The organism is Moraxella sp. CTOTU49803, from assembly GCF_032097965.1.
GTDB classification, from domain to species: Bacteria; Pseudomonadota; Gammaproteobacteria; order Pseudomonadales; family Moraxellaceae; genus Faucicola; species Faucicola tetraodonis.
The window spans coordinates 692,242-704,776 of record NZ_DAMCJP010000001.1 but is presented as its reverse complement, the minus strand read 5'-3'; the positions used below and the strand labels follow the sequence as shown (position 1 = coordinate 704,776).

Genomic DNA, 12,535 nt, shown 5'->3' with positions numbered 1-12,535 from the left:
TTTTATTATCATGAGCGTTGAAGGTGATTATCTTTGCCATCAACTTTGAATGGTCGCCCACGGTGAGATACTCCCTAATTGCACGGTTTCCCCAGGCGCAGATTGTGACACGGTCTTAAGACTCGCGGACAACCACACAAAAAATTCGACAAATTTAACGGAGTTGAGATGCACGGGCGGGGTTAAAATCGACAATTGCTTGAGCATCTTAACTTCTTGCACACCCGCATCAATGGCAATCGGATAAATAATACATTGATTATTTTGCTCGGCTTGGTGACATTGATTGATAGCCGCCTGCCACACATCTTGGCTGTCGGTGGGCAGACCATCCGTCATGGCAATAACCCAAGGACGGGTATAATTGATACCGTTGTCGCGTAGATTGATACGCTCTTGCTCAATCAAGTTGAGCGCAAGTAACATACCTTGTCCGAGCGGCGTCATGCCATTTTCACGAAATTTAATCGGAAAAAAATCAATCGCATCCGTCCAGTCCATCATCAGCTCTGCAGTGTCATTGACCCCGCCTACGATGACAATGGCTAAACGCACACGGTTACGTGCTGTTTCATCTTTCATCAAATCATGATAAAACGCTTCAATCCCTTCATTGAGCATATCGATACGGCGTTTGTCGCCATTGCCTGAGCGTATCGCCATTGAGCCTGACAAATCCAACACCAAAACGCATAGGGTACGCTGGGCAACGTTATTGCCGTAGTCGATTTCACGAAACTGCGGGGTGATGGCTTGCGGGATGGATGGCGGCGTAGAATCAGTTGCGGTTTGAAAATTGGGTATGGGGTTTTGGGCGACCATAAAGATATCCTATTTTTATAAAAATTATTGTAATCGGTATCTCAGCAAAAGCCGATACGAAAAGCAAGGTTTTTTGTGGGGATTTAATTAACAACCCTCAAAAATATTTCTACAATCTTACCAGAAGGGCTTAAATACTCCCCCGCCCCGTTAATCATAAGTCATAAACCATCACTTATAAATCGTAAGCCATACGTCATAAAAAACCCCTAACACGCGGTTAAGGGTTTTGATGATTTAAGCTATCTTAGTTTCTTAACAGGCTTATTTAATAAGCCCATGTAATACGCTTAGTCTTTTAACACTTCTGCCATGGCATTGGCTACATAGTCGATATTGCTAGCGTTTAGACCGGCAACCGAGATACGACCATTAGCAACCATATAGATACCAAAATCTTTAATAATGCGCGCTACTTGCTCAGGGGTGAGACCAGTATAGCTAAACATACCATTTTGCTTGGTGATATATTCAAAACTGCGACCCGGTAATTTGGCTTCTAAACTGTCACGCAGTTTTTGGCGCATGTCTTTGATACGATCGCGCATCACATACACTTCTTGTACCCATTCATTGAATAACGCTTCGTCATTCATCACGATATCAACCACGTGACCGCCATGCGAAGGTGGGCTTGAGTAAATGCGGCGAATATTGAACTGCAGTTGACCTTGTACTGCTTTGGCTTGTGCTTCATCTTTACACACCACAGATAAACCGCCAACGCGTTCACCATACAGTGATAGATTTTTTGAGAATGAGTTACTGACAAAGAATAACAAGCCCATGTCCACTGCTTTGCGAATCGCGTAGACATCTGTATCCATGTCTTCACCAAAGCCTTGATAAGCAATATCCATAAAGGCAAGCAAGTTTTTCGCTTTGACCACTTCAAGCACTTTATCCCATTGCGCTTGGGTCAAGTCAACGCCCGTTGGGTTATGACAACAGGGATGCAGCAACACCACATCATGGGCTTGCAAGGTGTTTAGAAAAGCAATCAGCTCATCAAATTTGATGCCATTGGTCGCTGCATCATAGTAAGGATATTTGCCCACTGCAAAACCAGACCCTTCAAAGATACCAATATGGTTCGCCCACGTTGGGTCAGACACATAGCATTTGGCTTGTGGAAACCAAGCATGAATAAAATCAGCCCCGACTTTGAGCGCACCTGAACCACCGATGGTTGCTGTGGTTGCTACACGTTTGTCTTTTAATACTTGTGCATCTTTACCAAACAATAGGTTTTGGCAAGCAGCGCGATAACCTGGCAGACCGTCCATTGGCAGATAGGGACGTGGTTTTGGTGGATTAGCGATTTGTGCTTCAGCTTTTTGCACACAGTTAAGGACGGGTAATTTACCGTCATTATCAAAATATACACCCACACCCAAATTAACTTTGTCGGCACGTGGGTCTTGTTTATGCTTGTCCATCAACCCCAAAATCGGGTCACCCGCATACGGTTCTACATGTGAAAACATGAATAGCTCCTACATTTAATTGATAAGTTTGACTGCTAAAAAATTTACGCTAACGTGGCATTGCCCAAATATTCAATGTCAACGGATAAGGATAAACCTTGTAACCCAATAAAACAACCGTCACGCCTATTTTTTTGCTTGTCTAAGCGCTTTAATTAGCAAAAATTCAAGCCTGTTAAAGTGTCCTGTTCAATGGGTTAATTGACCCATGCAGTTACATTTTTCCACAGCAGCTATCGCATAAATTGCAAATTTTCTGTGTTATTTACATTTATAACTTATATTTCTATCAACAATATGCGCATAATAATTTTATCAATTCGGTGTATATTTTTGACCCCTATTTATTTTTCGCCACTGTGTATTTTGAGGAAACACAACATGATGACCGCTATAAAAAAATCCCAAATCGTTGCCGCGACAGTTGCGGTGATTGCCATGACTGCGGTGGCAACACCGAGTCATGCGCGCACCGTTAAAGCCGCCGCCAAAAAAACGACAACAGTAACCACGACCCGCGTCGCGCCAAAAACCACAACAATTGTCAACCAACATATCGATGGCACGAGCGATACGGTAATGGTTCGACCCAATGGATTTACCATCGTTGACGGTATGCCATTTTACCCGACGCAAATTGTCACCACGCCGACCTATCGCACTGTCTCTACATCTACCTCTACGCCTGTCGTCACTACCACAGCCCCTGTGGTAACAACAGCACCTACTACAACTGTAGTATCAACATCGAATGTCAATACCACCACCCCAGTGACGGTACAAACAGGCTCAGGCGCGACAGTAACCGTGTCAAAACCTGCCACCGTTGTTTCTACTACTACGACAACTCCTGTATTGCTACCCGCATCAACGCCTGCGGTAGCGACAATGACCACCGTGCCTGTCACGACCGCACCGGCTATTATCGTTAACCCGTAATTCGTAATTTGTGGTCACTAATTAATTAATCTACCAAAAGCAAGACGTCACACGTTGTCGTCTTGCTTTTTTTTGACCGTATTTTTAGCGGCTGATAAGGTAAAATACTCATCTTAAGTTTAATTTTGTAACCTATTTTTTATGTTTTTATCCGCTGATATATGAGAGATGCAAGGTTTTCGCGATGAATTATGAAAGATTGCAAGACAAATTAGCCATCTTAGCCGATGCTGCCAAATATGATGTTTCCTGTTCATCAAGTGGTAGCAAACGTGACAATCATAACAAAGGAATCGGTACGGCTAACTCGGGTATTTGTCATAGCTATACCGAAGATGGCCGCTGTGTTTCCTTATTAAAAATATTGTTTACCAATCATTGTATTTACGATTGCGCCTATTGCACTTCAAGGCGCAGTCACGATACGCCGCGCGCAGCTTTTACTGTCGAAGAAATGGTTGATTTGACCATGCAGTTTTATCGGCGCAACTATATTGAAGGCTTGTTTTTAAGCTCAGGGATTTTTAAATCGCCCGACTACACCATGGAGCGATTGGTTCGTGTCGCCAAAACCTTGCGCCTTGCGCACAAATTCAATGGCTATATTCATCTAAAAACTATTCCCGGTGCGTCTGCTGAGCTGATGCAGGAAGCAGGATTGTATGCCGATCGCTTAAGCGTCAATATGGAAATCCCCACCAAATCAGGCTTGGCATTGCTCGCCCCTGAAAAAAACCATGACGATATGAAAGCGCCAATGAAAGTGGTGCAAGAACAAATCGTGGTGTTTAAAGACAGTAAAAAACAACACAAACATACCCCAAAATTTACCCCAGCGGGTCAAAGTACCCAGCTGATTGTGGGCGCAGCGCAAGAGACCGACTTACAAATCATCCGTTTATCGAGCCATTTTTATCAAGAATACGACCTAAAACGGGTGTACTATTCAGGGTATGTACCTATGCTCAGTGACAATCGCTTGCCCGCCATGGGTACTCCTGTGCCGATGGTGCGAGAAAATCGCTTGTACCAAGCGGATTGGCTCATGCGTTTTTATGGATTTGAAGCAGAAGAAATTCTACCCGATGACCATCCGTTCTTGGATTTGGACTGTGACCCCAAATTGGCTTGGGCGATTCGTAATAAGTCACATTTCCCCGTCAATATTCAGACCGCGCCTTACAAAATGATTGTGCGTATTCCTGGTATTGGCACCCGAACTGCCAAAAAAATTGTTCAGGCACGAAAATTTTCGACTTTGACGCTCGAACATCTCAAGCAAATGGGCGCTGCCGTAAACCGTGCCAAATACTTTATCGCACTCAAAGGTCGCAATGAGCATTTAAGTCATTTAACGCAGGATAACTTTCGCGATTATGTGCTGGCGCAGACCCAAACCAAATTCAAAGCCGAGCGGCATGGTCAATTGGTGTTGTTTTAGCATTATTGTTTTAAAATTAATTTTTTAAAATCAATCTTTTAAAATTAAGGTTTTAAAGTCCACTGTGCAAAAGGTCAATCATTTATGGATTTAATGACGGCTGAGCCCCCTATTTTAATCTTTGATGGCAGCTTTGAAGGGTGGCTCACGTGTGTGTTTACCATCTATGAGAACGGTTGGCAGCACACCCCGATTGTGACCATTCAAGCCGAGCATGAAGTAGTGCCCAATTTTTGGCAAGACACTGTCACCGTCGCAACCGATGAAGCCAAAACCTTACGGGTGAGTGATAAATTAGCGCGCGTCTTTGGCAAAAAAGGTATGCGGCAACTGCTGTGGGGCTTTTTATCAGAATCGCCTACGGTGTATAGTCATCTGTTTGGGGTGGTACGGTTTCAACTGTCCAATCCCAACCTTAATGTGTGGGAGAATTATACCCATGCGGATGTGATGGCAGTAAGCAAGCTTATCAAAATGGTCGGGCGAGAGCGCCACCGTATGCAGGCGTTTGTGCGATTTGAACAAATGCAAATGCCAGACACCGACAAACCGGTATATTTTGCGCGCGTTGAGCCTGATTTTAATGTATTACCCATTTTGCATCAGCATTTTAAAGCACGCTATGCCGATCAGACTTGGGCGATTTATGATGTCAAACGCGGGTTTGGTATTTATTACGCTCACGATGATCGCAGCGAACAAGTCCATATTATCTGTGATGTAGATGATGAAGCGCTACTGCATCCGCAGCAGTTTTATAGCAAGGCAGAACGACAATACCAAACGCTTTGGCAAAAATATTTTACCCACGTGACCATCAAGGAGCGGTTGAATCGCAAGCTGCATATTCAGTATTTGCCAAAACGCTATTGGAAATATTTGACGGAAAAAATGGGTTAATAGCGGGGCGTACCCTAATTGCCCGCTAACACGCCTCAATAACGCCTCAGTCATTTAATCAAAGTCGTATAACGGTAAAAAGTTATGGCTTTGTTAGGGCTTTAGGGTGTCGAGTAATTTTTGCATGTCTTCGGGCAGGCGTGCTTGCACTTTAATAGGCTCGCCTGTTTTTGGGTGGATAAAGCCAAGCTCATAAGCATGTAGTGCCTGACGCTGGAACTGTTGCACGATGTGTTTTTGGTCGTCATGCAAAGTTTTTAACAATATCGCATTTTTACGAGCTGCACCATAGAGCGGATCTCCGAGCAACGGAAAACCCAAGTTTGATAAGTGTACACGGATTTGGTGGGTACGCCCTGTTTCAAGGCGGACGCTGACCAATGAGACAGCGTCGCTTATCGCTGTGATTTTCTCAAGATGGGTGACAGCGGGTTTGCCACTACCCACCACCGCCATTTTAGTGCGCTGGGTCGGATGGCGACCAATGGGGGCGTCAATGGTGCGATGGCGGGCAAGCTCAGCCGCGGACGCTAACACAATCGCTTGATAAAGCCGGTACACGGATTTGTCTTTAAGCTGATTAATTAGATGCAGTTGGCTTTGACTGTCTTTAGCAATCACCATTAAACCCGATGTTTCTTTATCGATGCGATGTACCAATCCTGCTCTAGGTAGCGTGCGGCTGTCAGGATAATGAAAAAGCAGCGCGTTGACTAGCGTACCTGACCCATTGCCCGCGCCAGGATGGACGACCAAGCCTACGGGCTTATTGATGACCAGCACCGCCTCATCTTCATACAAGATATCAAGTGGGATATTCTCAGGCAAATCTTGCTGTTGAGCGGTCAAACTCGCTTTAAGCACCAACATATCATTGGGCTTAAGACGATATTTGGGTTTTTGCGCTGCGCCGTTTACGGTTAATTCGCCTGACTCAAGCCAATTTTTAATTTGCTCACGCGAATAGTCGCTAAACACCAAGGCAGCAATTTTATCAATGCGCTCCCCTATTTGCTCAGAGTTGACTGTATAATTTTGGACAATTTGATGACTGCCAGCATCGTGGGTCTGCAGATCCTGATGGCTTGGGTGTGGTTGTGACAGGTTTTCCCATTCTTCTTCGAGTTGATTGGTATTGTTTTGAGTCATAGATTCGTTCATAGATTCAATGTTTGATTCGATTGGATTTAAGTTGATCGGATGTGAGGCGATTGGCGTGGTCATAAACAGTTCAGACTTAGGGTATAGGGATTTTCAAAATTAATATGTGCGGATAGGTCACAAAGTATAACGTTTCGTGATAGACTTAGTGAAATTTTTAATACAATATTTTGCATTCAGTTTTGAACAATAAGTATTATGATGGGCAAATATTTTTGCAATAGATTTGAGGTTCATATGCATCATCTTTCTAAAGTTGTGGGTGTCACCGCAATTACTCTAGCTTTGACCACTTTATCGGGCTGTCAAACGTTAAAAAATTCAAAATTGTTGGGTGGCAAAGACGAAGTCGTTGCGACCAAAGCTGAAAAAAGCGAGCAAGGCTACTACCAAGCGGCGTCTGACAACATCAAAAAAGGCAATTTTGCCAAAGCGATTAGCCAGTTAAACGATTTACGGACTTTCTATCCTGTGGGTGATTACAGCGAGCAAGCGTTACTTGACTTGATGTATGCGCAGTACCAACATGGTGACTATTTGGATGCGATTGCCAGTGCTGATCGTTTTATCCAGTCTTACCCATCGAACCCGCAAGTTGACTATGCGTACTATGTTCGCGGCATCTCAAATATGCAGGCAGCCTCAGGCGGCGTAATGAAATACACCAAACTTAATCCTGCACACCGTGATATGGGCTATTCGCGCATTGCCTTTAATAACTTTCAGCAACTGATTAATCGCTTTCCCAATAGTGCCTATGCCCCAGACGCTGCGCTACGTATGCGTTATATTTATAACCAATTGGCAGAAAGTGAGATGGATGTAGCGCGCTGGTATATTAAACGCAAAGCCTATGTGGCAGCTGCCAACCGTGCTAAATGGGTATTTCAGTACTATCCACAAAGCGAAGCGATTCCAGAGTCTATTGCAACCATCGCCTATAGCTATGACAAACTGGGAATGACAGATACCGCCGATCAATATAAACAACTCCTTCGTATCAACTACCCTGGTCTGATTGATGCGCGTGGCAACGTCAAACTTGATAATACCCGTACCGGTTCAAACTGGTTAAATAAAGCCACATTGGGCGTGCTCGGTCAAAGCTCACGAAATGCTGCTGTTCAAGGGCTAGCCCAGCAGTCGGGGCAATACTCAGGCAATACCAAGCCACAAGTAATTCAGACCTCAATTCAGCAAGCTGCGGCAATGCGCTTGCCAAGTCCAGCTACCACGGCAAATGATGAAACACCAACCAGAGCACGTGAGACCACAATTGGTTTGGGTCTGCCACCTGACAATACCAGTCAAGTCAAATAATCTATAAACCCTGTTAACATTAGCTAGGTTTATCCTAGCTATTTTTTTTCAATCAGCTAATTTTTAACTGGAAATGCGCTTTTTACCATGAGTAACAATGCCATCATTGATCAAATCATTGCTAATGCCGATATCGTCAAGATTATTGGCAAGCATGTGGAGCTCAAACGTTCGGGCAATGAATTCAAAGGCTGTTGCCCTTTTCATGGAGAAAAAACGCCCTCATTTTTTGTCAATCCGCAAAAAGGGCTATATAACTGTTTTGGCTGTGGTGTCGCAGGCAATGCGCTCACCTTTTTGAAAGAGTACGAAAACCTCACCGCGGGTGAAGCGCTCAAAGAACTGTCCCGTCAAACGGGGATTGAGCTGCCCAAAGAACCTATTAATAAATCACATACCTATAAAAAAACACCCGTTCAAACCAAACCTGCTGTATCGCAAGCAAGGGCATCCTCTCATCAAAATCTGGCTCAAAGTCCTGCTCAAGCCCTCTCTGACTCAGATGTTGCCGAGCGTCCGTCTATTGACGATGCAGAGGCTTTGTGGATAGACGCTTTTGATGATTTTCAAACGTCTAATGACTTAGATGTGAGCTTTATCCCTTTTGCTGATTATGATGATGCAAGCGTTGGCGGGTTTTCACCCTTTGATGGCATGGGTAATAGCAGTCCGCAGGATAGTTCATCAAGTTTATACGACTTACTGACCCAAATCTGCCAGTTTTATCAACATCAATTACAGCAAAATAGCTTTGCCCAACATTATTTGCTCAAACGTGGATTGACGCCACACACTATCGAAGAATTTGCCTTAGGCTTTGCCCCAAACGGTTGGCAACATCTTGAAGAAGCTTTCCCCCAAGATATTGAAGGTTTGAAAATTCTGGGATTGGTGCGCACTTCGCAAAACGGGCGGGATTTTGATTTGCTGCGCAATCGCGTGATTTTTCCCATCCGCGACCAACAAGGGCGTGTTATCGGCTTTGCCGGTCGCACCCTATCTGATGACGAACAGCCCAAGTATATCAATTCTTCAGATTCACCTGTATTTCATAAACAAGCCGTGTTATATGGTCTGTTTGAAGGTCGCAAGGCCAAAGCCAAAGACTGGCTGGTGGTTGAAGGTTATATGGATGTCATAAGCCTTCATCAAGCGGGCGTGTATGGCGCAGTTGCCTCCATGGGAACAGCGCTGGCGCAATCACAAATCGAAAGATTACTGCAATTTAATCCCATACTTACTTTAAGTTTTGATGGCGATAGTGCAGGACAAAAAGCCGCTTGGCGTGCCATGGAAGTGGGGTTGCCTGCGCTCACTGATGGCAAGGAATTACACTTTTTGACACTGCCAGATAATCATGACCCGGATAGTTATGTCAAAGCGCATGGTTTGTTAGCGATGCAGCAACAAATCGCCCAAGCGGTTCCCCTATCAGCCTATTTATACTCAAGTCTGACGCGTCAATATCCTACCAATACCCCTGAAAATCGCAGCAAAATTTTGCAGCAGCTCTCTGCGCTGACCCAAAAACTGCCAAAAGGCAGTTATGGCTGGTTGCTGCGTGAAGACATCAAAAACAAAATGGGATTGGGGCGAAAAAACCAAGCACGGCAAGCGCAAGATGCCCTGCTCAATTTTGATAGCGAATTGACGGTACAACTGCATCTGCAGCTGTGTTTTTTGTTTCAACCAGAGCTGTTAGGCAGTCTGGAAAATAACCGCATTAGCCAATCTGTCATCCGCGATATTTATCAGCGCAGCGAAGCGGCTAACGTTTTTAAACCGAAACACCCATCTACCAAACCGACAGCCCCGATTCGATTGGACGAAAATTCAACTGGCAACACTGGTGTTATCACGGATGTCATCGATGCGCCCTGCAAAAACTATGATGAAAGCTGCTGCCTAACTTGGCAAGCCATTGCCGATGAAGAATTATTGAAGTTGATTACTTGGATTCAAACCATTCAGTCAAGATTGCAGGATTTTGATAACCCAAAATGGTCAACTTACGAGCGAATCAATGCCAAAGCGCATTTTATACTGGCGGGCTTGACATCAGAGCAGCAAAATAAACTTATCAAACATTGGGCGCGGTTTTTTAAGGAACTCAGTCAGCGCAATATTGATGATATCTCAGACCTGGTGACAGAGTTGGTGGTTCAACTGATGTTAGAAACCCTACAGCGCGAACAAAAAACCCTAAAAGCAGACTTAAAGGCGCTGAGCCTATGTATCAAACACCACCAAGCGATTTTAACTTGGCTTAGAACATGGCTACAGCGCAAAGAGGATTAATTCATCGCGTGTTTATGCCATTTTAATCCGCGCATCATGAAACATATCCATCTCAGGGGCAAGTACTTTCATAAAGCGGTCAAAATATAATAGTTGTTTGGTGAGTAGTGCAAAATCTCTTGGGAAGTGAATGCCATGGCGTTTACCGACTTCCACCATTTCAAGCAACATTTGGTTGATTTCATCAGTATGATCTTTCAAGCGATTTGGCATGGTTTGGTCAATGGTTTTTCCCATAAACAAACTATCATCTGCCAAGATTTTTTTCATCACTGATTGAATATCTTGGGCAAGGACATCGACATTGACTTGCTCTCGCGCATGGGTCATATCCATTTCAACCATATAATGTGCCATGCTGCGATAGTCTTCTTTAGCAAAACTGTCCATCATGCCCATACTGGCTTGCCACGCTTTGGGTTCAAGTTTACCGACAATCCCAAAATCAATAAAGCCAATACGACCATCAGTCAACAACATCAAATTACCTGCGTGCAAATCAGCATGAAAACTATTGCACAGCATCAAGCTAGAAAACCACGTATTTAAAGTATCTGTCATCACCTGTGCTGGGTATTTGCAGTATTGACGCATGGCAGCATCATCAATCATCGACACCCCAAAGAACCGGGTCATGACAAGTACTTTTTTGGTACTGATATCATGATAAACATCGGGCGCGACTACTTTATGATTGTCGGTTCTTTTCAAAAAATCTTGGAAATCATCAATGTTTTTGGCTTCTTGTAAGAAGTCCGTTTCTGCTGCCATACGCAAACGGATTTCATCAATAATGGGTGAAACACTGGCAAATTTTAGCGACGGTGCGATACTATCAATAAGTTTAGTTAATCCAACCATCATGCCTAAATCGGTTTGAATGATGGTGTCTACTTCAGGTTTTTGCACTTTCAACACCACATTATCGCCATTTTTTAGAATAGCACTGTGAACTTGGGCGATGGATGCAGACGCTAGCGGTTGGACCTCAATACTTTGAAAAATATCCTCTAAGGTCTGCCCATCTTTTTCCAGTTCCTCTCTTAAGACGCCTTCGATATAACTATAAGGCATGGGCGTGGTTTGATCCAGACAGCCTTGAAATACTGTCACATATTCTCGGGGAAAAATGGATGGGGTACTGGCAATAAACTGACCGATTTTGATATAGGTAGTACCCAACTCTTCAAAGCTTTGGCGCAGCAGCGTTGGGGTCATTTTTTCACCTTGGGCGATACGCAGCCCTGCTTTGCCAGCCACAGTTGCCGTCTTCCCGACCCGCTGAATGACATTTAAGGATTTTTTTAAAAAGTGATTTTTTTGCATGATTAACTCTAGTTTAAATTACGTCTGCGATAGCCGATGGTTGGCTACAAATCTCGCAGTTAGCGTCTTTACGATAGTGAAGTTTTTTAAGATTCATGGTTTTGCCGTTCCATAGCAATAACGTTTGCGCTATAGGATTGATGCCCAGTCCCAAAAAACTTAAAGCCGCTTGGGCTTGAAGGTTGCCGATGATTTGGGTGGTACTGGCAAGCACGCCGCTAGTGGCACAATTTCGCTCATCATCCCCTACCCCTTGGAACAAGCAATGATAGCAACCTTGCTGCGGCGCAAATAATGCCAGTTGCCCGGTTTGCGCTATGGCTGAGGCTGATAATAACGACAAATTTGACTTGACAGCGATGGTATTAATGAGGTCTCGTGTTTTGAAGTTGTCGGTGCAATCGCATATCAATTTGCTTAGGCTATTTATTTTCGCTTGTTCAACCATTTGTTGATAATTATCTGCTGTTAAACGTGCTTGTATGGCGATAACGTCACAAAATGCATTGATTTCATGTAATTTAGCTTTGGCTACTAGCGCTTTAGATTGACCGATATCATTAGGGGTAAACAACGACTGCCGTTGCAGATTGCTCTCATCAATCGTATCATCGTCAATAATCAGTAGCTTGCCAATGCCAGCACGGCACAAGGTCTCTGCAAGTGGGCAACCTAGCCCGCCCATGCCTATAATAATTGAACAGCTATTTTTTAGCCGCGTTTGTGCTTCTATATCCCACCCTTCTAGCAATATTTGGCGGGCATAGCGTAGCATTTCTGCATCGGTTAATTCTGTTTGTTCTGACATAGTTGTTAAATTTCACATATTTACTTAGGCTAT

10 protein-coding genes are annotated in these 12,535 nt (G+C 44.1%); 5 read left to right on the top strand and 5 right to left on the bottom strand.

Annotated features, from left to right (window positions below):
* Nucleotides 1–39: 39 nt before the first annotated feature.
* Both RT422_RS03130 and RT422_RS03125 read right to left on the bottom strand, forming a co-directional pair.
* Entirely contained in the window at nt 40–822 is a 783-nt protein-coding gene (locus tag RT422_RS03130; protein WP_313421234.1) for a hypothetical protein, read from the bottom strand.
* A 290-nt stretch (nt 823–1,112) separates the two neighbouring features.
* A complete protein-coding gene (locus RT422_RS03125; protein WP_284034046.1) occupies nt 1,113–2,309 on the bottom strand; it encodes an amino acid aminotransferase in 1,197 nt (398 codons plus the stop codon).
* A gap of 381 nt (nt 2,310–2,690) precedes the next feature.
* Here RT422_RS03125 and RT422_RS03120 point away from each other — a divergent pair, with 381 nt between their 5' ends.
* The 3 genes from RT422_RS03120 (at nt 2,691) to RT422_RS03110 (ending at nt 5,589) form a co-directional block, all read left to right on the top strand.
* Nucleotides 2,691–3,248 (top strand): hypothetical protein, encoded by a 558-nt coding sequence (locus RT422_RS03120; RefSeq protein WP_050325353.1) that lies wholly within the window; start codon nt 2,691–2,693, stop codon nt 3,246–3,248.
* A gap of 184 nt (nt 3,249–3,432) precedes the next feature.
* Nucleotides 3,433–4,689, top strand: a complete 1,257-nt coding sequence (locus RT422_RS03115) for a putative DNA modification/repair radical SAM protein (protein ID WP_313421233.1) — start codon at nt 3,433–3,435, stop codon at nt 4,687–4,689.
* Nucleotides 4,690–4,773: 84 nt separating this feature from the next.
* On the top strand, nt 4,774–5,589 hold the full coding sequence (locus tag RT422_RS03110) for a TIGR03915 family putative DNA repair protein (RefSeq protein WP_284034043.1): 816 nt from the start codon (nt 4,774–4,776) through the stop codon (nt 5,587–5,589).
* 93 nt (nt 5,590–5,682) lie between these two features.
* Here RT422_RS03110 and RT422_RS03105 read toward each other — a convergent pair whose 3' ends face one another.
* Nucleotides 5,683–6,738, bottom strand: coding sequence for an RluA family pseudouridine synthase (locus RT422_RS03105; RefSeq protein ID WP_286130689.1), 1,056 nt, complete (start codon nt 6,736–6,738; stop codon nt 5,683–5,685).
* A 249-nt stretch (nt 6,739–6,987) separates the two neighbouring features.
* Between RT422_RS03105 and RT422_RS03100 the strand changes: the two genes are divergently transcribed.
* Together RT422_RS03100 and RT422_RS03095 are read left to right on the top strand one after the other, a co-directional pair.
* On the top strand, nt 6,988–8,070 hold the full coding sequence (locus RT422_RS03100; protein WP_050325350.1) for an outer membrane protein assembly factor BamD: 1,083 nt from the start codon (nt 6,988–6,990) through the stop codon (nt 8,068–8,070).
* Between the two features lie 87 nt (nt 8,071–8,157).
* Nucleotides 8,158–10,368, top strand: a complete 2,211-nt coding sequence (locus tag RT422_RS03095) for a DNA primase (RefSeq protein WP_313421232.1) — start codon at nt 8,158–8,160, stop codon at nt 10,366–10,368.
* Between the two features lie 12 nt (nt 10,369–10,380).
* Here the strand turns inward: RT422_RS03095 and RT422_RS03090 are convergent, their stop codons facing one another.
* Nucleotides 10,381–11,694 (bottom strand): AarF/UbiB family protein, encoded by a 1,314-nt coding sequence (locus RT422_RS03090; RefSeq protein ID WP_313421231.1) that lies wholly within the window; start codon nt 11,692–11,694, stop codon nt 10,381–10,383.
* Between the two features lie 13 nt (nt 11,695–11,707).
* On the bottom strand, nt 11,708–12,502 hold the full coding sequence (locus RT422_RS03085) for a HesA/MoeB/ThiF family protein (RefSeq protein WP_313421230.1): 795 nt from the start codon (nt 12,500–12,502) through the stop codon (nt 11,708–11,710).
* Nucleotides 12,503–12,535 lie beyond the last annotated feature (33 nt).

Coding starts and splice junctions, on each gene's coding strand:
- RT422_RS03110 (WP_284034043.1), top strand. CDS start 4,774: ATGGATTTAATGACGGCTGAGCCCCCTATTTTAATCTTTGATGGCAGC.
- RT422_RS03120 (WP_050325353.1), top strand. CDS start 2,691: ATGATGACCGCTATAAAAAAATCCCAAATCGTTGCCGCGACAGTTGCG.
- RT422_RS03115 (WP_313421233.1), top strand. CDS start 3,433: ATGAATTATGAAAGATTGCAAGACAAATTAGCCATCTTAGCCGATGCT.
- RT422_RS03100 (WP_050325350.1), top strand. CDS start 6,988: ATGCATCATCTTTCTAAAGTTGTGGGTGTCACCGCAATTACTCTAGCT.
- RT422_RS03105 (WP_286130689.1), bottom strand. CDS start 6,738: ATGACTCAAAACAATACCAATCAACTCGAAGAAGAATGGGAAAACCTG.
- RT422_RS03085 (WP_313421230.1), bottom strand. CDS start 12,502: ATGTCAGAACAAACAGAATTAACCGATGCAGAAATGCTACGCTATGCC.
- RT422_RS03125 (WP_284034046.1), bottom strand. CDS start 2,309: ATGTTTTCACATGTAGAACCGTATGCGGGTGACCCGATTTTGGGGTTG.
- RT422_RS03090 (WP_313421231.1), bottom strand. CDS start 11,694: ATGCAAAAAAATCACTTTTTAAAAAAATCCTTAAATGTCATTCAGCGG.
- RT422_RS03095 (WP_313421232.1), top strand. CDS start 8,158: ATGAGTAACAATGCCATCATTGATCAAATCATTGCTAATGCCGATATC.
- RT422_RS03130 (WP_313421234.1), bottom strand. CDS start 822: ATGGTCGCCCAAAACCCCATACCCAATTTTCAAACCGCAACTGATTCT.